This is a genomic window from Variovorax sp. Soil_C_17 (assembly GCF_057657265.1).
The window spans coordinates 66,445-91,062 of record NZ_JBDGIT010000010.1; the positions used below are offsets into that span (position 1 = coordinate 66,445).

The 24,618-nt window shown below is 63.0% G+C and carries 22 protein-coding genes; 20 read left to right on the forward strand and 2 right to left on the reverse strand.

The genetic code is table 11. The features are described from left to right. The first annotated feature begins 358 nt into the window (after window positions 1–358). The 15 genes from pyk to AC3A6Y_RS29645 all read left to right on the forward strand — a co-directional run bounded on the left by pyk (window position 359) and on the right by AC3A6Y_RS29645 (window position 16,398). On the forward strand, window positions 359–1,786 hold the full coding sequence (pyk, locus tag AC3A6Y_RS29575; protein WP_487871789.1) for a pyruvate kinase: 1,428 nt from the start codon (window positions 359–361) through the stop codon (window positions 1,784–1,786). 228 nt (window positions 1,787–2,014) lie between these two features. Then, window positions 2,015–3,025 carry an ABC transporter permease gene (locus tag AC3A6Y_RS29580; RefSeq protein WP_487871790.1) on the forward strand — a complete coding sequence of 337 codons (1,011 nt, stop codon included), beginning with the start codon at window positions 2,015–2,017 and terminating at the stop codon, window positions 3,023–3,025. Between the two features lie 17 nt (window positions 3,026–3,042). Beyond that, a complete protein-coding gene (locus tag AC3A6Y_RS29585) occupies window positions 3,043–4,038 on the forward strand; it encodes a substrate-binding domain-containing protein (protein WP_487871791.1) in 996 nt (331 codons plus the stop codon). A gap of 23 nt (window positions 4,039–4,061) precedes the next feature. Beyond that, entirely contained in the window at window positions 4,062–5,093 is a 1,032-nt protein-coding gene (locus AC3A6Y_RS29590; RefSeq protein WP_487871792.1) for an aldo/keto reductase, read from the forward strand. A gap of 11 nt (window positions 5,094–5,104) precedes the next feature. Next, entirely contained in the window at window positions 5,105–6,085 is a 981-nt protein-coding gene (locus AC3A6Y_RS29595; protein WP_487871793.1) for an aldo/keto reductase, read from the forward strand. Between the two features lie 13 nt (window positions 6,086–6,098). Continuing rightward, entirely contained in the window at window positions 6,099–7,601 is a 1,503-nt protein-coding gene (locus AC3A6Y_RS29600) for a sugar ABC transporter ATP-binding protein (protein ID WP_487871794.1), read from the forward strand. Between the two features lie 272 nt (window positions 7,602–7,873). Next, window positions 7,874–8,908 (forward strand): aldo/keto reductase, encoded by a 1,035-nt coding sequence (locus AC3A6Y_RS29605; protein ID WP_487871795.1) that lies wholly within the window; start codon window positions 7,874–7,876, stop codon window positions 8,906–8,908. 37 nt (window positions 8,909–8,945) lie between these two features. Next, a complete protein-coding gene (locus AC3A6Y_RS29610) occupies window positions 8,946–9,419 on the forward strand; it encodes a hypothetical protein (protein WP_487871796.1) in 474 nt (157 codons plus the stop codon). A gap of 26 nt (window positions 9,420–9,445) precedes the next feature. Beyond that, the gene (locus tag AC3A6Y_RS29615) at window positions 9,446–10,315 is read left to right on the forward strand and encodes an N-acyl homoserine lactonase family protein (protein ID WP_487871797.1); all 870 of its coding nucleotides are present in this window, start codon (window positions 9,446–9,448) and stop codon (window positions 10,313–10,315) included. 77 nt (window positions 10,316–10,392) lie between these two features. Further along, window positions 10,393–10,974, forward strand: a complete 582-nt coding sequence (gene tsaC / locus AC3A6Y_RS29620) for an L-threonylcarbamoyladenylate synthase type 1 TsaC (protein WP_487871798.1) — start codon at window positions 10,393–10,395, stop codon at window positions 10,972–10,974. A 139-nt stretch (window positions 10,975–11,113) separates the two neighbouring features. After that, window positions 11,114–12,304: an MFS transporter gene (locus tag AC3A6Y_RS29625; RefSeq protein ID WP_487871799.1), complete on the forward strand. Its 1,191-nt coding sequence runs from the start codon at window positions 11,114–11,116 to the stop codon at window positions 12,302–12,304. Between the two features lie 301 nt (window positions 12,305–12,605). Further along, on the forward strand, window positions 12,606–12,881 hold the full coding sequence (locus tag AC3A6Y_RS29630) for a hypothetical protein (RefSeq protein ID WP_487871800.1): 276 nt from the start codon (window positions 12,606–12,608) through the stop codon (window positions 12,879–12,881). A 73-nt stretch (window positions 12,882–12,954) separates the two neighbouring features. Then, entirely contained in the window at window positions 12,955–14,214 is a 1,260-nt protein-coding gene (locus tag AC3A6Y_RS29635) for a ribulose-bisphosphate carboxylase large subunit family protein (RefSeq protein WP_487871801.1), read from the forward strand. 29 nt (window positions 14,215–14,243) lie between these two features. Further along, the gene (locus AC3A6Y_RS29640) at window positions 14,244–15,575 is read left to right on the forward strand and encodes a four-carbon acid sugar kinase family protein (protein WP_487871802.1); all 1,332 of its coding nucleotides are present in this window, start codon (window positions 14,244–14,246) and stop codon (window positions 15,573–15,575) included. 31 nt (window positions 15,576–15,606) lie between these two features. Beyond that, window positions 15,607–16,398 carry an SDR family NAD(P)-dependent oxidoreductase gene (locus AC3A6Y_RS29645; protein WP_487871803.1) on the forward strand — a complete coding sequence of 264 codons (792 nt, stop codon included), beginning with the start codon at window positions 15,607–15,609 and terminating at the stop codon, window positions 16,396–16,398. A 349-nt stretch (window positions 16,399–16,747) separates the two neighbouring features. On the opposite strand, the gene AC3A6Y_RS29650 is transcribed toward AC3A6Y_RS29645, so the two are convergent. Both AC3A6Y_RS29650 and AC3A6Y_RS29655 read right to left on the reverse strand, forming a co-directional pair. After that, the gene (locus tag AC3A6Y_RS29650) at window positions 16,748–17,599 is read right to left on the reverse strand and encodes an alpha/beta fold hydrolase (RefSeq protein WP_487871804.1); all 852 of its coding nucleotides are present in this window, start codon (window positions 17,597–17,599) and stop codon (window positions 16,748–16,750) included. Continuing rightward, entirely contained in the window at window positions 17,599–18,570 is a 972-nt protein-coding gene (locus AC3A6Y_RS29655; protein ID WP_487871805.1) for a Bug family tripartite tricarboxylate transporter substrate binding protein, read from the reverse strand. The genes AC3A6Y_RS29650 and AC3A6Y_RS29655 overlap by 1 nt, the downstream gene beginning before the upstream one ends. A gap of 76 nt (window positions 18,571–18,646) precedes the next feature. Here AC3A6Y_RS29655 and AC3A6Y_RS29660 point away from each other — a divergent pair, with 76 nt between their 5' ends. From AC3A6Y_RS29660 to glcF, 5 genes are all read left to right on the forward strand, one after another. Beyond that, window positions 18,647–19,579 carry a LysR family transcriptional regulator gene (locus AC3A6Y_RS29660; RefSeq protein ID WP_487871806.1) on the forward strand — a complete coding sequence of 311 codons (933 nt, stop codon included), beginning with the start codon at window positions 18,647–18,649 and terminating at the stop codon, window positions 19,577–19,579. A gap of 131 nt (window positions 19,580–19,710) precedes the next feature. Then, entirely contained in the window at window positions 19,711–20,616 is a 906-nt protein-coding gene (locus AC3A6Y_RS29665) for a LysR substrate-binding domain-containing protein (protein WP_487871807.1), read from the forward strand. Between the two features lie 103 nt (window positions 20,617–20,719). Beyond that, the gene (locus AC3A6Y_RS29670; RefSeq protein WP_487871808.1) at window positions 20,720–22,225 is read left to right on the forward strand and encodes an FAD-linked oxidase C-terminal domain-containing protein; all 1,506 of its coding nucleotides are present in this window, start codon (window positions 20,720–20,722) and stop codon (window positions 22,223–22,225) included. 4 nt (window positions 22,226–22,229) lie between these two features. After that, entirely contained in the window at window positions 22,230–23,312 is a 1,083-nt protein-coding gene (gene glcE / locus AC3A6Y_RS29675) for a glycolate oxidase subunit GlcE (RefSeq protein WP_487871809.1), read from the forward strand. Window positions 23,313–23,317: 5 nt separating this feature from the next. Continuing rightward, window positions 23,318–24,541, forward strand: coding sequence for a glycolate oxidase subunit GlcF (glcF, locus tag AC3A6Y_RS29680; protein ID WP_487871810.1), 1,224 nt, complete (start codon window positions 23,318–23,320; stop codon window positions 24,539–24,541). The last annotated feature ends 77 nt before the right edge of the window (window positions 24,542–24,618 follow it).

Genomic DNA, 24,618 nt, shown 5'->3' on the forward strand with positions numbered 1-24,618 from the left:
ATCTTCGGTGCCCTGCGGCAGTGCCGACCCAGAGAGTTGCACAGCGACAGTTGTTGCCCCAGAGATACTCTGGGGCGCGGTCACTCGTCCAATGACTTGAATCGGCTCGTTCTCTCGATCGTCTCGCGCTGCCGCCCATGTGCATAGCAGGGTGGGCTTGTCACCGGAAGGGCATCGACAAGTGCCGCCGTGATCGAGTGGCTTCTCGACCTCATCGTGGTGCCACGTTCCTCTGGTCTTCGATTGAACTCGCCGAGCCAAATCTCTACGTCAACCTCCGCGTGCCAGTGGATGCGGAAGGTCGACAGGGCAACTACCGCGGGCCACGCCGTGAACCGCTTTACTTTGGAGAAGTCAAATGCCGCGTCCTCGAAATGCCAAGATTGTCGCGACGCTTGGCCCGGCCAGCGCTCATCGCGAGACGATTGCGGCTCTGGTGCGCGCCGGAGCTGACGTCTTCCGTTTGAACTTCAGTCATGGAACCCATGACGATCACAAACAGCGGCTTGAGTTGATTCGCTCCATCGAGAGCGATGTGGGTCGCCCGATCGGCGTGCTGCTCGATCTGCAAGGCCCAAAGTTGCGGGTGGGAGCTTTTGAGGAGGGCGCCGTAGACCTGGATGAAGGAGCCGCTTTCCGGCTGGACATGGAGATCGATAGGTGCGGCGATGCTTCACGCGTCAGCTTGCCGCATCCGGAGATCTTCGCTGCGCTGAAAGAAGGGGCCGAGTTGCTCCTTGACGACGGACGGCTGCGTCTGAAGGTGGAGCGGTGCGGTCCAGATTTTGCAGACACGCGGGTCATCACTGGAGGCAAGCTCTCGAATCGGAAGGGGGTGAATGTTCCAGGTGTCGTGCTGCCGCTATCAGCGCTGACGAAGAAGGATCACGAGGACCTGCAGTACGGGCTAAGCTTGGGCGTGGATTGGGTGGCCCTGTCATTCGTACAGTGCCCGGACGACATCGCCGAGGTGAAGGCGATCGTTCAAGGTCGAGCGGCAATCGTCGCGAAGATCGAGAAGCCAGCGGCCATCGAAACGCTGAATGGCATCTTGGCACAAGCGGATGCCGTGATGGTCGCGCGAGGCGATCTCGGGGTAGAGATGCTTGCAGAGCAGGTTCCGGCCATCCAGAAGTTCATCGTGCGCGCCTGCCGAAAGTTGGGCAAGCCAGTGATCGTCGCGACACAGATGCTCGAGTCCATGGTCACGTTACCGGTTCCCACGCGAGCAGAGGCCTCGGACGTCGCGACAGCAATCTACGACGGTGCCGACGCAGTGATGCTCTCAGCTGAATCAGCATCAGGCAGATACCCAGTGGAATCCGTTGCGATGATGAATCGAATCATCGCTCGCACGGAGGCGGACCCGCACTACCGCGACGCCATCGAGGCGTCGCATACCCCGCCTCCGGTCGATACGGCTGATACGGCTGATGCTATCGGATGGGCTGCGAGGTCGGTTGCGGGGCTCCTGGATGTGGCCTCGGTGGTTGCCTACACGGGTACTGGATCGTCGGCATTTCGTATGGCGCGCGAGCGCCCGCGCGCGCCGATCATTGGCATGACGCCGAAGCGGGCAACGGCGCGGCAACTTGCGCTCGCCTGGGGCGTGAATCCTGTTCTATGCCACGACGTGATGGGTGTTGACGAGATGACCGAGGTGGCTCGTCAGACAGCGCTCAAGCTCGGCTTTGCGCAACGTGGCCAGAGTATCGTGATTGCCGCTGGCATGCCGTTCGGCACACCTGGATCAACCAACCTGCTGCGAATTGCACAGGTGGATTGAGAAGCCTGTCGGAGCATTCACTCAATTCGAGCGGCATCTGCCGGATGCCGAAGTGCGCTGGCACCTGAGAGCGAACGAGACTGAGCTTCGCACCAGGTGGAACTAGTCAGACGCCTTTGACTTTAAATCACAGGCCTCAACACAAAAATCGTTTGTGGCTCAATGGACCGGCTTCTACACTGACCGCAGAACCGAGCCCCTACTCAGGAGACAAGACGCGTGCAGCCAATGACAACCACTGCAAGTTATCGTCCTCAGGTGCCGATCGCACTGCTGCCCGTAATTCGATCGTTCGGGATTGTCGCGGTGTTCTTGGTGATCTGCGTCGCTTTCGCAGTTTCGAGCGAATACTTCATGACGGTGGACAACTGGCGCAACCTATTGCGGCAGTCATCGATCAATGCGATCTTGGCCATTGGAGTCACGTTTGTCATCCTCGCGGGGGGAATCGATCTCTCGGTCGGTTCCGTCATGGCGCTGTGCGGCATGGTGGTTGGAAGCCTCGTCACGTCGTCCACGTTGCATGCGGGCTGGTTCGCCGGAAGCGTTGAGGCTGGCTCCATCCTGCAAACTGTTCCGATTGCGTGCACGATCGGATTGCTCGCCGGCGCTGTTCTGGGCGCACTCAACGGAGTGCTTGTCGCCGGCCTTGGTCTTCCGGCGTTCGTTGCGACGCTCGGCATGCTGAGCATGGCGCGTGGAATGACGCTGATTTACTCAGACGGCCGGCCGATTCCGAACTTGTCGCCGGACTTTCGCTGGCTAGGTGCTGGTGATGTCGTTGGCATCCCTGTACCTGTGCTCGTCCTCGTGATCGTCTTCGCGCTGTCGTACATCGCGCTCAAAGCAACCACTTGGGGGCGGTACATCTATGCCGTGGGAGGTAGCGAGAAGGCGGCGCGCACGTGTGGCGTGCCGACGCGCCTGATCATCGCATCGTCATACGTCGCTTGCGGTGTGCTCGCTGCACTCGCCGGCCTCATCCTGACCGCGCGAACCACGGCCGCGCTTCCTCAAGCCGGCGTGGGCTATGAGCTCGATGCAATTGCAGCGGTGGTTATCGGCGGAGCCAGTCTGGCAGGCGGCCGAGGATCGCTGGTCGGAACGCTCGTCGGTGCGCTCATCATCGGGACCATCAATAACGGTATGGATTTGTTGGGAGTGTCCTCCTATTACCAGCAGCTCTTGAAGGGGCTGATCATCGTCATCGCGGTTGCTGTCGACCGCACTCGCAAATAACCAGTCCGGAGACCACTATGAAAAGCACGTTTCGTCGAACCATTTTGAAGTCGCTCGCGATGTTGACCGTGAGCGCGGCTGCTGGCCTCGCCCAAGCGGCCGACAAGGTTTACACCATAGGCGCTGCCTCTTTCGGTGAAGCGGCCGAATACATGCACACGTGGACTTCCGAAATGAAGAACCACCCCTGGGTGAAGAGCGGCCGAGTCAAGCTCGTCATCTTTGACGGCAAGTTTGATCCGCTTGTGCAGGCCAACCAGGTCGACAGCATGATTACGCAGAAGTTTGACGCGATCGTGATCGCTCCGTTCGACCTCGATGCGTCGGCGCCCCCGATCGACAAGGCCGTTGCGGCTGGCATTCCGGTCATCGGCTCGGCCCTGAAGACGAAGTCCACGAAGCTGACCTCATCCATTATCGTGGACGACGTGGAGGGCGGGCGCCTGATCGCGGTTGAGCTCGCGAAGCGTCTTGGCGGAAAGGGCAACGTCGCGCTGCTGGAAGGTCCGATCGGGCAGTCGGCGCAGATCGAGCGGCGCCGCGGAGTTGACGCCGGCCTTAAGGCGTCGCCTGGGCTGAAGCTGCTCGTCCAGAAGTCGGGCAACTGGAGCCGCGCCGAGGGACAAGCTCTGATGGAGAACTGGCTCTCCGCACATCCAGGTCAGATCAACGGTGTGCTGGCTGAAAACGACGAGATGGCGCTCGGTGCCATCGAGGCGCTGAAAGCCAAGCGGGTTGACCTGTCCAAGGTACCCGTCATTGCGATCGACGGCATCCCCGACGGCAAGCGAGCGGTGGCCGACGGGAGCATGGCCATGACGCTTTACAAGTACGCGCGTGCCGAGGGTCAGGGTGCGCTGGACTTGGCGCTGCGAGCCCTGGTTGGCACCTCCTACCAGCCTCAGTCGGAGGTCTGGAAGGACCTCATGACGTGGGAGGGTGGCACTGCGAAGCTCTACACGGTGCCCTGGCTGATGCTCGATAAGAGCAACGTCGGCAAGTACATGAACTGAGCTGTTTGGGAGATCTGCTGAGCATGAACACGCTTGCCTCGAAGCGCCTGGCCCCAGGAGTCGAAGTCACATCGGTGGGCTTGGGGACATCTCCACTCGGTGGCTGTGGTGTCCCCGTCTCCTTCGCCCAGTTTGAAGAGATCGTTCTAGCCGCCTACGAACGGGGCGTGCGCTACTTCGACACAGCCCCGCTGTACGGGCTCGGCAAGTCCGAGCACTCGCTCGGTCACATCTTGCGGGTCCATGGGCTTCGAGACAACGTCGTGCTCAGTACCAAGGTCGGACGTGTGCTCAAGCCTGCCAGCCGGTCTGCGCGCGCCGAGACGCTCTACGCGATCAATTGGGTCGACCCGCTGCCATTCGTTGACGAATACGACTACACCTATGACGGCGTCATGCGATCGTTCGAGGATAGCCAGCAGCGGATCGGTGTTGACCAGATTGACGTGCTGCTGGTGCACGACATCGGTGAGGTTTGGTTCCGGAATGAGTACCCGCGCTACCTGAAACAGTTGCGCGACTCTGGATTCAAGGCACTCGACGAACTGCGGAGCACAGGCTCCGTAAAGGCCATCGGGCTTGGCGTCAACGAGACGGCCTCTGTCCTGGCAATCTCGGACGAGTTCAAGCTCGACTGTTCACTTGTGGCGGGCCGCTACACGCTGCTCAACCACGAGCCACTGCAGACCTTCTTTCCGGAGTGCGCGCGACGCGGCATTGCAATCATTGCGGGCGGCATCTTCAACTCGGGCATTCTTGCGGAGGGTAGCCGCGGTCCTGCGGCGACCCGAACGTATGACTACCAAGCGGCTCCAAGCTCGGTCATCGAGCGAGTGCAGAGGATCGAGGCGGTGTGCGCCGACCACGGTGTTGGGTTGGCCGCAGCGGCTCTGCAGTTCGTCTGCCGTCATCCGGCTGTCGCCACGGTAGTGGTTGGCGCGTTGAGCCGTACGCAGATCGATCAGAACCTGGATGCACTGAAGCAGCCGATTCCACAGAAGTTCTGGGGCGACTTGAAAACTCGAGGTCTGTTGCCCGAGAACGCACCGGTTTGAGGGGAGGACTCATGAAATACGTGAAACTTGGCCGATCTGGCTTAGAGGTTTCTCGGATCTGCTTGGGGTGCATGGGCTTTGGGGCACCCGATCGCGGCGCTCATCCCTGGACGCTTGACGAAGGGCAAAGCAGGCCGTTGATCCGCGCTGCACTTGAAAGGGGCATCAACTTCTTTGACACCGCCAACGCGTACTCGGACGGATCGTCGGAGGAGATTGTCGGAAGGGCACTTCGAGAGATGGCACCCCGCGACGAGGTTGTCATCGCTACCAAGGTTGCTTTCCCTTCGCGACATGCACCCAACATAGGTGGCTTGTCACGCAAGGCGATCATGTCGGAGATCGACACTAGCCTTCTGAGGCTGGGCGTCGACTACATTGATCTCTACCAGATTCATCGTTGGGACTACAAGACGCCGATCGAGGAAACGCTCGAAGCACTCCACGATGTCGTCAAGGCGGGCAAGGCCCGCTACATTGGTGCCTCATCGATGTTCGCCTGGCAGTTCCTGAAGGCCTTGTACATCGCCGACCGGCACGGTTGGACGCGGTTTATTTCCATGCAGGATCATGTGAGTCTGCTCAACCGTGAAGAAGAACGCGAGATGCTGCCGCTGTGCCAGTCCGAGGGGATCGGGGTCATGGCGTGGAGTCCTCTGGCGCGCGGCCGTCTGACCCGAGACTGGAACGAGAGCACTTACCGGACGCAGACTGACGAACCAGGCAAGCGCATGTACGGGAAGACCGACGAATGCGACAAAACAATTGTCGAGACCGTCGCAGCCATTGCCCAGCACCGGGGGGTGTCTCGCGCGCAAGTCGCGATGAGCTGGGTGCTGCGCCAAAGTGCTATCACAAGTCCGATCATTGGAGCGTCCAAGTTGGAGCATCTGGACGATGCCGTGGCGGCGCTCGACCTGGAACTCACTGCCGATGAGGTCTCGGCCCTCGAGCAGCCCTACGTGCCTCACCCAGTCGTTGGATTCGAATAAGGCGAGGCGACCAATGTCCGAGTCCGAGAAGGCTGCATCCGGGTTCCTTCTGGAAGCGGTAGGGGTCGCGAAGTCGTTCAATGGCGTGCCGGCGCTGCTAGACGGGCGGTTGCTCGTGCGTCCTGGTAACGTGCATGCTCTGTGTGGTGGCAATGGAGCAGGCAAGTCCACCTTCCTGAACATCGTGATGGGCTTGTTGCGGCGCGATGCAGGCACGATCCGATTGAAAGGTCACGAGGTTGATTTCCACTCCGCGGCCGATGCTCTAAGAAGCGGCATCGCGATCATCACTCAAGAGCTGGCACCCGTCCCGGAAATGACGGTGGCCGAGAACCTCTACCTTGGTCGTGAGCCTCGGCGCGCCGGACTCTTCGTCGACTTCGCCCAAATGCGCGCCGACGCGCAGGCATTGCTCGACCGGCTCCGCTTTGATGTGCCGGCAGGTGCGCGCATGGCCGATCTAAGCCTGGCCAAGATCCAGCTGGTGGAGATTGCGAAGGCCTTGAGTCATAACGCCGACGTCGTGATCATGGATGAGCCGACGTCGGCAATCGGCGAGCACGAAGCGCAGGTTCTGTTCGACGCCATTCGTAGCGTCACGGCACATGGGTCCTCCGTCATCTATGTGTCTCATCGGTTGACCGAGATCTTCGAGATCGCCGACGAATACACTGTATTCAGGGATGGACGGTGCGTTGAGACCGGGCGTATCGCTGACATCGACCGACGGAAGTTGGTCACGGCCATTCTCGGCCACGATGTCTCCAATCGAATAGCCACTTCAGCGCAGCGGACAGAATCTGCGATGCTCCGAACGACGAAGCTCTCGCTTGACGGAAGCTTCGAGAACGTGTCGGTCGATGTGGGTGCTGGCGAGATCGCTGGGATCTATGGCTTGCTCGGGTCGGGGCGGACGGAGTTCCTCGAGAGCGTTTACGGGCTGAGAAACCCGTCGGCGGGCAGTGTTGAGTTCTGTGGGAAGGTTCTGCCGGCAGGAAGACCAGGTGAATCGATCCGTCGGGGGATCGCCATGATCTCCGAAGACAGGAAGGAGTCCGGCCTGGTACTAAGCGCTTCAATTCGCCACAACATCAGTCTGTCGACGCTGCGATCATTGTCGACATTCGGGCTGATCGAGCGGCGCCGCGAGGAACGCATTGTCTCCGAGATGAGCACGAAGCTACGCGTCAAGGCCGCGTCGCTCAGCTTGGCGGTGGAGAATCTGAGTGGCGGCAATCAGCAGAAGGTCGTCTTCGCCCGATGTTTGGCCTCTCATCCCAAGCTGCTGATCTGCGACGAGCCGACGCGCGGCATCGACGAAGGAGCGAAGCAGGAGATCTATGCATTGCTGCGTGAGTTCGCTGTGAGCGGCGGCGCCGTGCTGATCGTGTCTTCGGAAGCGCCTGAGATTCTGGAGGTTTGCGACCGGATCGTCATCTTCAAGGACGGCCGTGTCAGCGGGTCGCTTGCGCGGGAAGAGGCGTCACAGCAGGTGATGCTCGACATGGCTGCCTGAGTCGAGGTGAATCCCGATGTTCGTATTTCACCGGCCCGGTCAGCTCCTGTAGGCCGCTCCTACGCCCGAGATTTCCAAGCCGCCGCTCGGCTGCTCGCCGGGACTTGCGAGCCGCACGGCACTCACACCGCGGTGATCTTTGCTCACATCCCTCTGCCAAATTGTCGTTTGGTTCGTCCGCGAGGCACGCCTACGATCGAGCTATTGTGAGAGCAGTGCTATTTTAGGAAACAACTCTGCTCACGCGAGCAGACTATCGAATGGAGACAACGATGGCATTCCTCGGAACGCGCCGCCTGGGCGCGACCACGGCAGAAGTAACCCGGCTTGGCTTCGGCACCGTGCCATTGAGCGGCTTCGGTGAACCTGCCAGTTACGAAAAGTTTGAACGTGTAGTACTCGAAGCCTTCACTCGCGGGATTCGCTATTTCGACTGTGCGCCGATGTATGGGCTGGGCCTGTCCGAGCACTTCCTCGGCCACGCGCTGCGAACGCACGGTCTGCGTGATCAAGTCAAAGTCAGCACAAAAGTAGGTCGCGTTTTGAAGCCTGCCAGCCGGGTAAAGAAGGTCGAGACCGTCTATGGCATCGAATGGCAGAACTGTCTTCCGTTCCTCGATCAGTACGACTATACCTACGACGGGATCATGAGATCGTTCGAGGACAGCCAGCAACGACTGGGCCTCGACCATATCGACGTTCTGTTCGTGCACGACGTCGGCACTGCGTGGCACGGTGATCAGAGCGAGTTCTACTGGGATCAGCTTCGCCAAAGCGGCTATAAGGCGCTCGACTCGCTGCGTAGCAGTGGGGCCGTCGACGCCATTGGACTAGGCGTCAACGAGACAGCTTCCGTGCTCGGCGTGGCCCGAGAATTTCGCCTCGACTGCTCCATGATCGCGGGGCGCTACACGCTGCTGAATCATGGCCCCCTGGAGCAAGACTTTCCGGAATTGCTGCGTCGCAATGTGTCGGTAATAGCCGCAGGCGTGTTCAATTCCGGAATTCTCGCGGGGGGAGCAGTTGGAACCTATGACTACCAGAACGCGCCAGCAGCGGTCATCCAGAGAGTCAAGGCGCTCGGGGACGTCTGCAAACAGTTTGAAGTCAGCCTTTCGTCGTTGGCGCTGCGATTCGTCTATGACCACCCGGCGGTCGCGTGTGTGGTCCAGGGAGCACGCAGTGGGGAGGAGGTTCGGCAGAACGTGGATGCTACATCCGCTGTCGTGCCTGCGGCGCTGTGGGCTGAACTCAAGCGACGCGAGTTGATTCCCGCGTCCGCGCCGGTAGCGGACGCCAGTGCATAAGGTTGCAGAGCTGGACCACTATCTCGGATCAAGGTCCGTGCTGGTGCGCACTTCGTCGAACGAAGAAGCACCGGCCAGCTACGCAGTAGCCGTTAGGTCGGCCTTCGATGCTCTGGTGGGTACGGCGGCGCAGATGTCGGCAGCGCTGCTGGCAGCGACGGCAGGGCTACGGGATAAATCGTCCGCAGAGGCGTTGATTTGTTCGGCGTACTCATTGCACGCCGAGGCAGTCGATCTCTTGCGTGCGGTTCATGTTCCGCCGAACGCCAAGCATTTTCACCAGCACATCGAGCACGCGGCCCAGCTGATTGGTCTCGCAGTCTCGTCGACGCGAAATACCGGCGTGCAAAGGGGCGTCGAAGCCGGCAAGCCTCTTGCTCAATTGCGGCGCGGGTGGAGCGAACTGAACAGGGCGACAGCGGCATTGCCTGGACTGAGCGTCCTCAATCTAGGGCACTGTTGCGGGGCCAATCCTTCGCTGCATGAGATTGGCTGGCTGGTTAAACGGTGAACAAACAGGAGTTAGTAGGCATGTGCATGTACTCGATCTGGGTTCTCGAATATGCGTGCGTCGAGCAGCATCCGTGGAGCGCCACACTCTACGGGTCGCACAATAGCGGCACAACGAGGCTTCCGTTCTGCTACGTGCTACTGAAAGGCGATGGCGTAGTTGCCATGGTCGATGTCGGGCACAACAACGTCGACTACAAGAAGTCTTTCGCCGAACAGATCGGTGTGTCCAACTGGCACTCGCCTCAAGAAGTTCTCTCGGAATGTGGCGTGGCTCCCAAGGACGTTACGCATGTTTTTATCACACATGCGCATTTCGACCATATGGGCGGGATCGATCTCTTTCCCAACGCCACCTTCTTTATCCAGGAGCGGGAGCTTGCCAGCTGGGTCAAGACCATGGCACTCAGCCGCAAGTTCCGCTCGCTTATGGGTGGTGTCGATCCTAGCGACATCCTACGGCTCGTCGATCTAGCGCGTGAGGGGCGTCTGGTTACGGTGGATGGGGCCCGGGAAAACGTCATTCCCCACGTCGATTTGCACCCGGCATTCGACACGCACACCGCTGGCTCTCAGTACGTGGTCGTTCGCAACAGCGGAGACGGGGAGTCTGGAGACACCTGGGTGCTGGCGGGAGACTTGGTCTACAAGCACGAGAATCTTCATGGTGGCGATGAGGCAGATCCCTTCTATATTCCGGTCGGATTCGCCACCGGCAGTCAGACCAACCTTGTGATGACTTCCGATGAGATGCTATGTCGCGTAGGCGGCGATATCAAACGCGTGATACCAGTGCACGAGAATCGGCTGAAGGACTTTTTTAGCTCTCGGCAAAGCAGATTCGGCCTCCAGGTCGTAGAGCTGTCTTTGCGCGAGGCCGACGTGACGGCCGTCTAGGCTAGGCAAGTGGTGAACCAACGCCATGGTGTGATTCGCGGCCAAACAGCGGTCATCGCCCTTGTGCCGGCACTTTCATGATACGCACATTCACTCTTGCGAACATCGACGCGGCGGCGAATCTGCTTCGCAAGGGCGGTTTGCTGGCCTATCCGACCGAGGCAGTCTTTGGTCTAGGATGCGATCCATTTGATGAGGTCGCCGTCGGTCGCCTGTCTCGACTGAAGCAGCGCGATTCAGCACAAGGATTCCTTCTCGTTGCGGCAACTGAGAAGCAATTGGATCCGTTTGTTGAGTGGTCGTCGCTGTCTCCAACGCGGTTGGATGAGGTGCGCGCGACGTGGCCGGGGCCGGTGACGTGGGTTCTCCCCAGAAGGCCCTGCGCGCCGGCCGCGATCGTTGGGGCCCATACCGGGATTGCGGTTCGGGTGACGTCACACAGTGGTACGGCGGCGCTCTGTCTGGCATTTGGGAAGGCGATCGTGTCTACGAGCGCAAATCTTCACGGGTCCGCTCCGGCGAAGACCGTTTGCGAAGTTGAACGGCAGTTCGGAGGATCAAACCTCGATGGCGTCTTGAGGGCGCCGATCGGTAGGTTGGGCAAACCCACGGAGATCCGAGATGCAATGACCGGTGCCGTTGTTCGCCATGGGACTTAAATGGAACAAGGGGTGGGCGAGGGTGCGGGGCGGCTATGACGCCATGATGGGCCACTTCTGTGGCGCTTGAAGCGTTCTACCGGTGAAACCCTTGGTGACACAGATGCAGCCGCAGGTCTCTAGAGCACAGTTTGCCACGATGGCAGTGCTGTTCAGCAATGGAGTCCTCTACGCCACCTGGGGCGTTTCCATGCCGGCCCTCAAGGCCAGGTTCGGCATCTCAGACGGCATCTTGGCCGTTGCGATGGCGGCGGTTGCGTTAGGAGGCATCCTGACGATGGCTCAGGCCGGTAGATGGATTGCCAACGAGGGCAGTGGCAGTGCATCCGTGAAGAGCGGAATTATCATGGCGGCTTCTGCCGCTCCGATTCTGCTGGTTCCCAACTACTACGCGTTGCTGCCGCTCTTGCTTGTCTACGGTATCGCCACGGCTGCGAACGATGTTGCCGCGAACTCCCAGGGCTCCTACCTGGAAAAGCAGGCCAATCGGTCGATGATTGGATCGCTCCACGCAAGCTTCAGTGTTGGTGGCTTGCTGGGCTCATTGTTAGCGAGTGCATGGTCGGCATCCGGGCTTCCGATCTCGTCCAGCTTCTGGGTGGTCGCTGCTCTGGTTCTCGTCGTACTGCTGATCTGTGCTCCGCATCTTCAGAACGAGCCACTCGAGTCGGCCGGAAAGGCCGAAGCCTCAGAGGTAGTCAAGATCGAAGAGCATCCCCGGGCTAGAAGCCGTCTGCGGCTTTTTGGGGCGTTGGCTTTCGCTGCGTTGGCCGTCGAGGGTGCGTTTTATGACTGGGCCGCGGTCTACATGAGGGAAGTTGTCAAGGCCCCAGCGTCGTGGGTCGGCTTCGGCTATGCAGCCTTTGCCGTCGGCATGTCGGTCGGTCGACTTTGTGGAGATAGGGTGAGAGATGCTTGCCCGCACCAGGCCGTGGTGGCGGCGAGTGGTGTTATCTGTATCTCCGGCCTTGCTTTCAGCTTGACGGTTAGCGTGCCGACATTCGTCGTTGCCGGGTTCTGGATTTCTGGTGTTGGTTTATCCAACTTCATCCCCCTACTTTTTTCTTCGGCAGGCCGACTTTCCCGCGATGCAGGGCTGCCGGTGTCGCAGGGGCTCGCGTTAACGACACGAATGGCCTACGTGGGTCTTCTCGCCGGGCCGCTTGTCATTGGTCCCGTCTCCCAGCAGATCGGTCTTCGAAACTCGCTCACCACCTTGAGCGTTGCCGTCGGTGCGATATGCCTAGGCTGGCTGTACATAAGTCACCTGAGTGGCGGCGTGCCTTGGGAGGTTACGACCCGGATGCAGCCCACGCGCCCATCGCAGTGACTGTTCGCTACGACGCCGAAGGTCGGCAGCGGGCGCGAGCTTGAATCTGTCTCCTTGCCCGCTTGCTAGACGACAGCGTTGGGCTTGCGAAGAAAACTCACACGACAAGCCGAAGAAATCGAGTGTATGACGTGCACTTCCCTCCTAGACTTCACATGAGAACAGCAAGAAGCGCTTGTCGAGCTGGTAATAGGATTTGGGTCAACCGGGTTTGCAGAGCAAAGGTCTGGTTGTACAGAGAAGACAACATGAAGTCCGAAAGCGATAGGCTTCATGTCCCCTGGGCTAAGGAGCGTAACGCGTGAACACAGCAGACACCAACGGCCTGGAGAGAGGCGACATCTTTCTCAATCTGGTCGACTTCAAGTGGCTCATGGCCGGCATGGGTTGGTGGGTGGACTTGTCGCGCCTGCAAAGCGATAGGGCCTACATCGACGAGTGCCTGCAGCGCGCCCAGAAGAGCGGCTCGGAGTTGCTGCGCGAGCGCAGCATCGAGTTGCTTGGCTTGCGGCCTGCCTCGGATGCGCACGCCCCGCGGCGATGCAATGCCAGTGACCGGTGGCAGATTGGTACATAGGTGATCGGCGCAGCACTAACGGCATTCCCCTTTCTGCCCTTCGGAACACCGGGTTTCACTTTTGGGATTCTTCATGCAGCAACACCGTATCGAGGCCGACTATCTTCTTGAGACGCCGGACGACCCGGCATTGGCGGCGGAAACCATCGCAGGCGAGCAATCGAGCGGCACATTCGTCCCCGTGCCAGGCGAGAGTCCCGAACTGCGTGAGCGCGCGGCTGCGCGCGTCGTCAAGCTGGAGGTTCTCGAAGAGATCTTCGGCGAGCGTTCCCTGCCGACCTCGAAATCAACGCCCGAGAAAGAGCGGCTTGTCCGCGCGAAGTTGACCTTGTCTTGGCCGCTAGCAACGCTTGGTCCGTCGCTGCCGAATCTTATGGCGACGGTCGCCGGCAATCTGTTCGAGCTTCGTCAGGTGAGCGGCCTTCGCATTCTGGACATTCGATTGCCCGAGCCTTTCGCGCAAGCGTACTCGGGACCCAAATTCGGAGCGGAAGGCACGAGGCGCCTGGCTGGTGTGCACGATAGGCCGCTGATTGGCACCATCATCAAGCCGAGCGTCGGTTTTTCCGCCGAGGAAACGGCCGCGTTGGTGGCGTTGTTGTGCTCGGCCGGGATCGACTTCATTAAGGACGACGAACTCCAAGCGGACGGACCCAACTGCCCGTTCGAAGAGCGTGTGGCCGCGGTGATGCGCGAGATCAACGCCTGCGCGGACCGCACAGGTAAGAAGCCGATGTACGCGTTCAACCTCACGGGGGACGTCGAGGAAATGAAGCGCCGGCACGACGTGCTACTCAAGCATGGCGCCACCTGCCTCATGGCGAGCATCAATTCCGTCGGGCTGGCCGGGATGATCGAGCTCGCCAAGTTCTCGCAGTTGCCGATCCACGCGCACCGCAATGGATGGGGCTACCTTTCGCGGCATCCCATGCTCGGTTGGTCTTTCGTTGCGTGGAGCAAGCTCTGGCGCCTGGCTGGGGCAGACCACATGCACGTTAACGGCCTGGCGAACAAGTTCTCTGAACCGGACGCGAGTGTCATCGAGGCAGCGCAGTCCTGCCAAACGCCCATGTTTCAGTCCAAGCCGTGCACGGTCATGCCGGTGTTCTCTTCGGGCCAAGGTGTCAAGCAGGCGCCGGCTACGTACGCGGCTCTGAACTCGACAGACCTGATCGTGACAGCCGGCGGCGGCATCCTGGCGCATCCGGACGGCCCTGGTGCCGGCGTGAACGCCTTGCGCCAAGCCTGGGAAGCCGCCTTGCAAGGTACGCCGCAGGCGGAATACGCGCGTACCCATCCCGCGCTGCGGACCGCAATGAAGGCGGCCGCATGACGTCAGTTCGCCCACTCCCCGACGGGCCCTTGGTCGCCTTCTACGGCGACGATTTCACCGGCTCCTCGGCGGCGATGGAGGTACTGGCTTTCGCGGGATTGGAGACGATCCTCTTCCTCGATGCGCCGACCCCCGAGCGACTTGCTCGATTTGCCGACTATCGAGCGATCGGAATCGCGGGCGTCGCGCGCTCGCGCCCGCCTGAGTGGATGGACTCGCACCTGCCGCCGATCTTCCTTCTACTCGGACAGGTCGGTGCCTCTGTCATTCACTACAAGGTGTGCTCTACATTCGACTCATCGCCGCACATCGGAAGCATCGGCCGCGCTGCCGAGATTGGCCAACGAGAGTATCCAGGCTGGATCCCGCTGGTGGTATCTGATCCGGGCATGGGACGCTTCCAGGCGTTCGGAAACCTGTTCGCGCATGCCAATGGGGTCGGCTACCGGCTCGATCGCCATCCGACGATGTCAGTCCACCCGACAACCCCGATGCACGAGGCCGACTTGGCACGGCATCTGGCAGATCAAACGAGCTTGCGAGTGGGTCTGGTCGACTTTGCGACCATGAAGCGCGGGGGTGCCGATGACTTGCTCAGGCAGGAGATGGAGCGCGGCGCCGCCATCATCTCGCTTGATGTGCTGGATGGAGAGACCCTGCGCGAGGCGGGTCGCCTCATCTGGGAGCGTGGCGCTCCGCGACAGTTCGCCCTCGGATCACAGGGCGTCGAGCAAGCGCTGGTGGCCTACTGGCGGGCGGCAGGGCTATTGCCTGCGGACGCGGCCGCAACCAGGTGCGCCGCGGTGGAGCGAATTGCCGCCGTGTCGGGTTCGGTGTCTCCCATCACCGCAGTGCAGATCAGCCAGGCCCAGGAGCAAGGTTTCGAGCTGATTCATCTGGATGCGACGCTGGCCGTCGACGAGGAGGGCTTTTCCACCGAAATTGCAAGAGTGACGCAGGCCGCTCTCGTCGCTCTAGAGGCTGGCCTCGATCCGCTTGTTCACACCGCAGCCGGACCAGATGATCCCCGGGTCGCCGCTTTCCGCGCGGCAGTAGCCGCCAGCGGCCTGCCGATCGGCGAAGTAAACGACCGACTCGGGGCTGCGCTGGGGGACATCCTCAACGTCCTGGTTCGACGGGCGGGATTGCGCAGGGTCGTGATTTCCGGCGGAGACACATCCAGCCATGCCGCTTCTCGCATCGGGATTGACGCGCTCACAGCGATTGCGCCGCTCGCTCCGGGCGTCCCGCTGTGCCGCGCGCACTCCACGGACCCGGCGATCGACGGCTTGGAAATCGCCTTGAAGGGCGGCCAAACCGGCGCGCCCGACTTCTTCGCGGCGGTCCGGGACAAGCGGTGATCAGACCACATCAACCCTTAGAGGAATAGCAATGAGACTTCAAGGACAAGTCGCGCTGATTACTGGCGGCGCGCGCGGCATCGGTTTCGCGATCGCCACGGCATTGGCGCGCCAAGGCGCGACCATCGCCATCGCCGACATCAACCTGCAGGGCGCCAACGCGGCGGTAGCCAAACTCAGAGAGGGTGGTGCGCAAGCTCACGGCTTCGCAGTCGACGTCGCCGACGCCAGTTCTGTCCAGACGCTGCTCAAGGACCTGGTCGCCCATTTGGGGCGACTGGATATTCTTATCAACAATGCCGGCATCGGCGGCAATACGCCGTTCCTCGAGACGACGCTGGAGAACTGGAACCGCACGATCGCCATCAACCTCACGGGTGCATTCATCGTGGCGCAGAGCTGCGCAACGCAGATGGTTGCCCAGGGCGATGGCGGCAAGATCATCAACATCGCGTCGTTGTCTGGCCAGCGTGGCGGGAACGGACGGGCTGCCTACGGCGCTGCCAAGGCCGGCCTCGAATTGCTGACGAAGGTGATGGCGGTGGAGCTGTCGGAATACGGCATCAATGTGAACAACATTGCCCCGGGTGCCATCGAAACAGAGATGGCCGCCACCGCCCACGATGCTGCCACGCGAGCGGCCTACAACTACCTCATCCCGATGGTCCGCTACGGTACGCCCGAGGAGATCGGTGACGCCGCAGTCTTCCTTTGCTCCGACGAGGCGCGCTATGTCCAAGGTCACACGCTCAACGTCGACGGCGGCTTTCGGGCAGCTGGTCTAATGTTCGCCGGACGAAAGGCGCCAAAGGTGGCGACCTGACCTGCGACAGTGTGACGCGAAATTTTGACTGCTGCGGGTCGAACTGCGTCGTATGCCTCCAAAGTTGGCGTCCGCTACGCCTGCCGCCTGCTCGAGCCGCGAGATCACCTTCCAGGACCGCGGTTCGGTCAGCTCGCGAAGGTCGCACGTCTTCCCCAATTTCGGCCCGCGCTGCACCATGCGCGGCTCGAAGCGCCAGGACAGCACCTCAACGAAACGCTGCATACAAGCGGCTTTGCGTGCGCTCTGCAGGCCGAGGGGTGTCGATCATCGACATCGTGCAGCTATTCGTCGGGCTGTTCGATAGCAAAGTGCATTATTGAAGATCGACCTTCTGACGCTCGTCGACTCAAAGGTTCTTTCCCAGGAAGTCCAGCACGATGCGGTTGAAGGCCTCGGGATTGTCGCGATGCACGCCATGGCCGCTGTCGGCCACCTGCATCAACTGCGCACCCGGCAGAAGGCGGGACAGCGCCAGCGTGGTGGCGCGGTGGACATTCTGCGTGCGGGCTCCGTGCAGCAGCAGAGTCGGGATGGTCATCCGCTGCAGAGCGTCCTCGTCCACTGCGGGAAAGGGGTCGGAAGAAAGCAGCAAGGCCCGCATGGCTTCCGCGTTGCGCAGCCTGCGCTCCCGCCCCGCAGGCGTGCTGGCCTCGCCTGGGCCAGTACCGTTGATGCCGTCGGTGAGTAGCCGCACGCCGTGCTCGGGCTGTCCGCTCGCGAAGGCGTCGGCCGCGGGAGCCCAGACCTGGCGCAGGAAGCCCAGCCGCGCCGCGCGTCCACCCTCGCTGCGATCCGCGAGGGGCAGGATAGGCGGCTCGGTAAGGGCCAGCGCGCGGACCTTGTTGGGTTGTGTCAGGGCCAACTGCAACGCCGTGAGGGCGCCATAGGAGGTCCCGACCAGAATCGCTGGCGCTGCTTGCCACTGTGAGAGCAGGGCGCCGAGATCCTGCGCTTCGGCCACCGCGGAATGGCTGCGGCTATCGATGGTGTTTCGGTTGGGGCTGCTGTAGCGGCGGCTGTAGCTGATGCAGCGGAAATACGGGGTGAACTCTGCCCACTGAGGGGCCCATGAGGACCAATCCCCCATGCCCCCGTGCACGAAAACCAGGGGCTGACCGACGCCTTCCTCGATATGGTGGATCTCCACGCCGCCTGCGATCAGCGTGCGATGCAGCGGCCGGGAATGGATGTCGCCCATCACTCGACTTTGATGGTGGCCAGGCGCGGTTTCAGGCGCATCTCTTCCTTGACCAGGTACTGTTGGAAGTCCTGCGGGCTGCTTGGCTCTGAGGCAATGCTGCCGGCCTTGAACTCGGCCTCACGGTACTTGGCATCGGCCAGGATGTCCCGCACGGCCGCAGCCAAACGCGCAACCACCGGCACCGGCAGGTTCACCGGCGCGAACAGGCCTGTCCAGAGATCGGCCTGCACGCCGCGCACGGTCTTGCCCTCATTGACGGTGGGAATTTCAGGTGCTGTTGGGTCGCGTTGCTCCGAGATCACGCCCAAGGCCTTCAGCTTGCCTGCGCGAATCATCGGCAGCGCGCCGGTCAACGCAATGGTGCCTACTGACACCTGACCGCCGATGAGGTCGTTGAGAAGCGGCGCGCCGCCCTTGTAGATCACGGGGCTGACTGCAAAGCCGGCAGTGTCGGCCACGAGGGTGCCCCCCAGCGTCTGCATCATCGCCGCACCCGTGGCGCCGAGGAGCAAGGGTTCCTTGGCGCGCTTGGCCCAGGCGGCGAGCTCGTCCACGTTGTTCGCCGGCAGGCTGGGATGCGCCACCAGCACGGTGCTGTTGGTCGACAGCTTGGCAATGGGCGTGAAGTCGCGCAGGGTGTAGCCGGCCTTGAGCGCCGCAGGCCCGACCAGCAAGTCGTTGACCGAGCCGAGCAGCAGCGTGTAGCCATCGGGCGCTGCACGCTGGACCTTCTTGGCGCCGAGAGTGCCTGAGGCGCCGCCGACGTTGTCCACCACGACGGACTGGCTCAGCCGCTTGCCCAACTCGGCCGCCAGAGCCCGGCCGATCCGGTCAACGGAGGCTCCGGCCGGATAGGGAACGACCAGGGTGATCGGCTTGTCGGGATAGGACTGGGACCAGGCAGGACCGGCCACCAAGGCTGCCGCGAGAGTTGCCAGCGCGGCCCGGCGAGTTAGGAAGGGAGTCATGTGGCCAGTGTCGGCCTAGACGAAATAGGTGTCCAATCAATAATAAGGATCCGCAATTGGAGAATTCAATACCGGCATGGGAACCTCCGCCAGCACCCTCCGCAACCGGCTTCTGAGCCGTGCCCGCTTGCGCCACCTTCACGTCTTCGCCAAGGTGGCCGAGACCTTGACGGTGAAGCGCGCGGCCGAAGCGGTAGGCATCACCCAACCGTCGGCCACACAGGCTTTGGCCGAACTCGAAAAGCTGCTGGAGTGCGCGCTGTTCCTGCGGCATTCGCGGGGCATGTCGCTGACGCCGGCAGGAAAGCTGCTGCTGCCGCTCGCCCGGCGGGCCATTGGCCTTGTCGACGATGTCGCGACTCAGGCCGCGGCGCTGTCGCAAGGGGCAACCGAAGTCGTGCGCGTAGCAGCCATCTCCGCTGCCCTCGGGCGTTGTCTTGGTCGGGCCATCCCGGGCTTTGTGCGTGCATATCCGACGGTGCGCGTGCATCTTCAGGAGGCCGATGTTTCCCGCCAGGCTTCGCTCATCACCAGCGGCGATGTGGACTGCACCTTCTGCCGGGCACCAGGCCTGGTGCCCAGCGGCTGGGCCTTCACTTCGCTCTGGCCGGATCGCTTCGCGATCGTGGCTGGCCCTTCTCATCCCCTGGCCGGGAAGCGCCGCGTCTCAATGGCGCAGTTGCAGGCGGCCACCTGGATCGTGACACCCTCGTCCGTCGCGGCACGGGATGCGTTCGACGCATTCTTCGCCCACGTGCAACGGCCGATGAAGACCTACGGCGTGGTGACAGGCTCAGCTGCGATGATGTGGCAACTGCTCTCGCACGAGCCACTGCTCGCGTTGGTGCCTCACAGCGTGGTGCGAGTGTGGCTCGAAGCCGGTCTTCTCGCCGAACTGGCGTGGCCCGAGCGTCTTCCGTTTGGTGAGATCGGCATGTTGGTGCCGCAGCGGCCACACGGGGAGGCGCTGGAACAGTTCGAAAGGTATATGGTGCGGTTCGCCCAGTAACCGCAGATCTCTCCAACGGTCCTCGACCGAAGCTTGACCCCACCGCGGCTCCACGCGTGTTCTGGAGGGGTTGGGAGAATGGTACCGTCCGGGAAGCGATAGTTCGTTTCGCCACGATGTTGGAGGCCCACATGTCGTTCAGAAACATTCCTCCAGTTCAGTGTCTTGTCACGTTCGAGGCGCTTGCTCGACTGCGCAACGGCGGCCGAGCCGCTGATGAGCTGTGCGTCACGCCGAGTGCCATCAGCCATCGAGTCCGGCAACTCGAGGCACATGTAGGGTTCAAGTTGTTTGAACGCGGCGACTTCACGTTGACGTCAGAGGGCGCGCTCTATCTGGCGAACGTCCGGATCGGCCTTGCAGCACTCCAGCCCGGCACCAAGGACAATGAAAGCCGGCAAACGCAGTTGCGTGTGGCCGTGACTCCCTCGTTCGCGCGTACCTATGTGATGCCCCGGTTGGCGGGATTCCGGGCCGCCTATCCGGAGATCGAGCTGGTTTTGCAAGTGTCGATTCCGCTGCTCGATGTGACGGGAGAAGAAGCTGACCTGGAAGTTCGTTTTGGCGCTGGCAACTACCCCGATCGGGAATGGAGGCTTGTCTCCGGCGACGAGGTGACGCCGGCCTGCAGCCCCAGTTATCTGAGCGAGTACGGGCCGTTCGTTGGTTTCCATACAGCGGAGGAATTCCGGCGCGCACATCTCATCCGGAGCCCGCTCGAGCCATGGAGTACTTGGTTCGCAGCGTGCGGGATCTCGGTGTCGGAGCCCAATGTGGGTTCCCAGTTCAACGACCTGGGTCTTGTCTACGATGCGGCAGCCAGCGGGTTCGGTGTTGCGCTTGTCCGGCTGGGAATGGGCTCTGCATGGCTCGAAAGCGGAAGGCTCGCGCGCTTGTCGCCGCGTGCCGTTCCGTCCCCCAATGGGAACTATCTCTGCTGGCGGCCGCGCACGCTGGAGCGTTGGGAATGCGCGGCGTTTGCTGACTGGCTGACCCAAGACGGACCAGTCCTGACGCGCAAAATTTCTTCAAGATGATGAAGAAAAAGGATCAATCAGACATGGTTTTGAAGTCCTAAAGTTCGGGCGATCAGCGCAGCGCTGGCGCCGAGGATGGCAGGTCTCGATTTCGGAGACCTCGATGAATGCCCGAACTACCGGTACAGAGTACGAAGCGTTGCGACGCGCGCAGAGGCAGGATGGGATCGTCCGAGCCCTGAAGCGCCGGCTGCCGGCCCACGCGCTGATCTGGCAGCCCGAGGACACCACGCCCTACGAATGCGACGGCCTCACCGCCTACCGTCAGCGCCCGCTCGTGGTGGCCCTGCCCGAGACCGAGGCACAGGTGCAGGCCGTGCTCCAGGCCTGCCACGCGCTGGGCGTGCCGGTGGTGGCGCGCGGCGCGGGCGCGGGCCTCTCGGGCGGCGCGATGCCGCATGCGATGGGCGTGACGCTCTCGCTCGCCAAGTTCAACAACATCCTGAAGGTCGATCCGGTCAGCCGCACGGCTGTCGTCCAGTGCGGCGTGCGCAATCTCGCGATCAGCGAGGCGGCCGCGCCCTTCAACCTCTACTACGCGCCCGACCCGTCCAGCCAGATCGCCTGCACCATCGGCGGCAACGTGGCCGAGAACTCGGGCGGCGTGCATTGCCTCAAGTACGGCCTGACGCTGCACAACGTGCTGCGCGTGCGCGGCTTCACCGCCGAGGGCGAGCCGGTCGAGTTCGGCAGCGAGGCGCTGGACTGCGCCGGCCTGGACCTGCTGGCCCTGGTGGTGGGCAGCGAGGGCATGCTGGCCGTCACCACCGAGGTCACGGTCCGGCTGGTGCCGAAGCCGCAGCTCGCGCGCTGCATCATGGCCAGCTTCGACGACGTGCGCAAAGCCGGCGACGCCGTGGCCGCGGTGATCGCGGCCGGCATCATCCCCGCGGGCCTGGAGATGATGGACAAGCCCATGACCGCCGCCGTCGAGGACTTCGTGCGCGCCGGCTACGACCTCGAGGCCGAGGCGATCCTGCTGTGCGAATCCGACGGCACGCCGGAAGAGGTGGAAGAAGAGATCGCGCGCATGAGCGAGGTGCTGCGGACGGCGGGCGCCACCGCGATCTCGGTGAGCACCAGCGAGGAAGAGCGCCTGAAGTTCTGGAGCGGCCGCAAGAACGCCTTCCCCGCCTCGGGCCGCATCAGCCCCGACTACATGTGCCTGGACTCCACCATCCCGCGCAAGCGCCTGGCCGACATCCTGCTGGCGATCCAGCAGATGGAGAAGAAGTACGGCCTGCGCTGCTGCAACGTGTTCCACGCGGGCGACGGCAACCTGCATCCGCTGGTGCTCTTCGATGCCAACGACCCCGACGAGCTGCACCGCTGCGAGCTCTTCGGCGCCGACATCCTGGAGACCAGCGTCGCCATGGGCGGCACCGTGTCCGGCGAGCATGGCGTGGGCGTCGAGAAGCTCAACAGCATGTGCGTGCAGTTCACGGCCGAGGAGAACGAGCAGATGTTCGGCGTCAAGCGCGCCTTCGACCCGGCGGGGCTGCTCAACCCGGGCAAGACCATTCCCACGCTGCAGCGCTGCGCCGAGTACGGCAAGCAGGTGTTCCGCGCGGGACAACAGATGCGGTACGCCGATCTGCCGAGATTCTGAGCCCATGGACGCCACCCTCCGCCGCATCGCCGAGCGCATCCGCGCCGCTACCGCCGACCGCACGGTGCTTCGCATCCGCGGCGCCGGCACCAAGGATTTCTATGGCGAGCCGCCGAGCGGCGAGCCGCTCCCCACCACGGGCCTGACCGGCATCGTCAGCTATGAGCCCAGCGAGCTGGTCGTGACCGTCCGTGCCGGCACGCCCCTGGCCGAGCTCGAGGCCCTGCTCACCACGGAGGGCCAGTGCCTGCCCTTCGAGCCGCCGCGCTTCGGTGCCGGCGGCACGGTCGGCGGCATGGTGGCAGCCGGCCTAAGCGGCCCGGCCCGCGCCAGCGTCGGCGCGCTGCGCGACTATGTGCTCGGTGCGCAGTTGATCAACGGCCGCGGTCAGCTGCTCGCCTTCGGCGGCCAGGTCATGAAGAACGTCGCCGGCTACGACGTGTCGCGCGTGCTGACCGGCTCGCTGGGCGTCCTGGGCGTGATCACCGAAGTCAGCCTCAAGGTGCTGCCCGCGGCGCCGGCCGAGGCCACGCTGGTTTTCGATTGCCACCAGGCCGATGCGCTGCGACTGCTCAACGGCTGGGGCGGCCGGCCGCTGCCGCTCAACGCCAGCCGCTGGAGCCACGAGCAGGGCCGCGGCAGGCTCTGGCTGCGCCTGCGCGGCGCCGCCGCCGCGGTCGCGGCCGCCTGCGAAGGCCTGGGCGGCGAGCGGCAGGATGACGCCTCGGCCCGCGCCTGCTGGGACGCCTCGCGCCACCTGCGCCTGCCCTGGTTCGATGCGCGCCAGGGCCGCGAGCTCTGGCGCCTGTCGGTGCCGCAGATCGCGCCGGTGCTGGCGTTGGGGGCGCCGCCGCTGATCGAATGGCACGGCGGCCAGCGCTGGTATGCAGCGGCACCCCACGAGGGCGAGCGCCTGCGCGCCGCAGCCCGCAGCGCCGGCGGCCATGCCACGCTCTTCATGGCCGCTGCCGGCAGCACGACCCGGCGCTTCGACGCGCTGAGCCCGCCGCTCGCGCGCATACATGGCGCGCTGATGCGCGAATTCGATCCCCATGCCGTGTTCGACCGTGCACGGCTCCTTCCCTGAACCCCATGCAGACCGATCTCGCCCCCGAATTCCGCGACACGCCCGATGGCAAGGAGGCCGAGGCCATCCTGCGCAAGTGCGTGCACTGCGGCTTCTGCACAGCCACCTGCCCGACCTACCAGCTGCTCGGCGACGAACTCGACGGTCCGCGCGGGCGCATCTACCTGATCAAGCAGGTGCTCGAAGGCAAGGCCCCGACGCGCAGCACGCAGCTGCACCTGGACCGCTGCCTCACCTGCCGCAACTGCGAGAGCACCTGCCCGAGCGGCGTGCAGTACGGCCACCTGGTCGACATCGGCCGCAGGATCGTCGACGAGAAGGTGCCGCGGCCCGCGCTGGAAGGCGCGCTGCGCTGGACGCTGAAGGAGGCGCTGCCCTCGCCGCTCTTCGGCCCCGCGATGAAGCTGGGCCAATCGGTGCGCGGCCTGTTGCCGGCCAAGCTCAAGGCCAAGGTGCCGGCGCCGCAGCCCCCGGGCGAGTGGCCCACGCGCAGCCACGCGCGCAAGATGCTGATGCTCGCCGGCTGCGTGCAGCCTTCGATGGCCCCCAACATCAACAGCGCGACCGCGCGCGTGCTCGATGCTGCGGGCATCCAGACGGTGATCGCCCCTGCCGCCGGCTGCTGCGGCGCGGTGAAGTTCCACCTGAACGACCAGGATGGCGGCAAGGCCCAGATGCGCGCCAACATCGATGCGTGGTGGCCGCATGTGGAAAGCGGCGCGGTCGAGGCCATCGTGATGAACGCCTCCGGCTGCGGCGTCACAGTGCGCGAGTACGGCCACCTGCTGCGCGAGGAGCCCTCCTATGCGCAGAAGGCCGCGCGCATCAGCGCGCTGACACGCGACCTGAGCGAGCTGCTGCCCGGTCTCGTGCCCCTGCTTGAGGACCGTGTGAAGGCGCCACCGGGCGTCTTCGCCTACCACCCGCCCTGCACCCTGCAGCACGGACAGAAGCTTCGCGGCGGCGTTGAGGTGAGCCTGCGCGCGCTGGGCTTCGACATCCAAGTCGCGATGAGCGAATCGCACCTGTGCTGCGGCTCGGCCGGGACCTATTCGGTGCTGCAGCCGGAGCTGGCCTATCCGCTGCGCGACCGCAAGCTGGGTCACTTGGATGCACTCGGGCCGAGCGCGATCATGTCCGCCAACATCGGCTGCATCACCCATCTGCAAAGCGGCAGCGGACTGCCGGTGCGGCATTGGGTGGAGGTGCTGGACGAGGCGCTGACGTGAATGCCCGCGGCACAGCAGGAGCTCGCCGCTTGCGGTGGCGCCGGTGGAGATCCACGATGACCAGGCCCGGTGGCGAT

Excerpts from the sequence above, each read along its gene's own strand:
- pyk (WP_487871789.1), top strand. The coding sequence starts at position 359 with ATGCCGCGTCCTCGAAATGCCAAGATTGTCGCGACGCTTGGCCCGGCC.
- AC3A6Y_RS29580 (WP_487871790.1), top strand. The coding sequence starts at position 2,015 with ATGACAACCACTGCAAGTTATCGTCCTCAGGTGCCGATCGCACTGCTG.
- AC3A6Y_RS29585 (WP_487871791.1), top strand. The coding sequence starts at position 3,043 with ATGAAAAGCACGTTTCGTCGAACCATTTTGAAGTCGCTCGCGATGTTG.
- AC3A6Y_RS29590 (WP_487871792.1), top strand. The coding sequence starts at position 4,062 with ATGAACACGCTTGCCTCGAAGCGCCTGGCCCCAGGAGTCGAAGTCACA.
- AC3A6Y_RS29595 (WP_487871793.1), top strand. The coding sequence starts at position 5,105 with ATGAAATACGTGAAACTTGGCCGATCTGGCTTAGAGGTTTCTCGGATC.
- AC3A6Y_RS29600 (WP_487871794.1), top strand. The coding sequence starts at position 6,099 with ATGTCCGAGTCCGAGAAGGCTGCATCCGGGTTCCTTCTGGAAGCGGTA.
- AC3A6Y_RS29605 (WP_487871795.1), top strand. The coding sequence starts at position 7,874 with ATGGCATTCCTCGGAACGCGCCGCCTGGGCGCGACCACGGCAGAAGTA.
- AC3A6Y_RS29615 (WP_487871797.1), top strand. The coding sequence starts at position 9,446 with ATGTACTCGATCTGGGTTCTCGAATATGCGTGCGTCGAGCAGCATCCG.
- tsaC (WP_487871798.1), top strand. The coding sequence starts at position 10,393 with ATGATACGCACATTCACTCTTGCGAACATCGACGCGGCGGCGAATCTG.
- AC3A6Y_RS29625 (WP_487871799.1), top strand. The coding sequence starts at position 11,114 with ATGGCAGTGCTGTTCAGCAATGGAGTCCTCTACGCCACCTGGGGCGTT.
- AC3A6Y_RS29635 (WP_487871801.1), top strand. The coding sequence starts at position 12,955 with ATGCAGCAACACCGTATCGAGGCCGACTATCTTCTTGAGACGCCGGAC.
- AC3A6Y_RS29645 (WP_487871803.1), top strand. The coding sequence starts at position 15,607 with ATGAGACTTCAAGGACAAGTCGCGCTGATTACTGGCGGCGCGCGCGGC.
- AC3A6Y_RS29650 (WP_487871804.1), bottom strand. The coding sequence starts at position 17,599 with ATGGGCGACATCCATTCCCGGCCGCTGCATCGCACGCTGATCGCAGGC.
- AC3A6Y_RS29655 (WP_487871805.1), bottom strand. The coding sequence starts at position 18,570 with ATGACTCCCTTCCTAACTCGCCGGGCCGCGCTGGCAACTCTCGCGGCA.
- AC3A6Y_RS29660 (WP_487871806.1), top strand. The coding sequence starts at position 18,647 with ATGGGAACCTCCGCCAGCACCCTCCGCAACCGGCTTCTGAGCCGTGCC.
- AC3A6Y_RS29665 (WP_487871807.1), top strand. The coding sequence starts at position 19,711 with ATGTCGTTCAGAAACATTCCTCCAGTTCAGTGTCTTGTCACGTTCGAG.
- AC3A6Y_RS29670 (WP_487871808.1), top strand. The coding sequence starts at position 20,720 with ATGAATGCCCGAACTACCGGTACAGAGTACGAAGCGTTGCGACGCGCG.
- glcE (WP_487871809.1), top strand. The coding sequence starts at position 22,230 with ATGGACGCCACCCTCCGCCGCATCGCCGAGCGCATCCGCGCCGCTACC.
- glcF (WP_487871810.1), top strand. The coding sequence starts at position 23,318 with ATGCAGACCGATCTCGCCCCCGAATTCCGCGACACGCCCGATGGCAAG.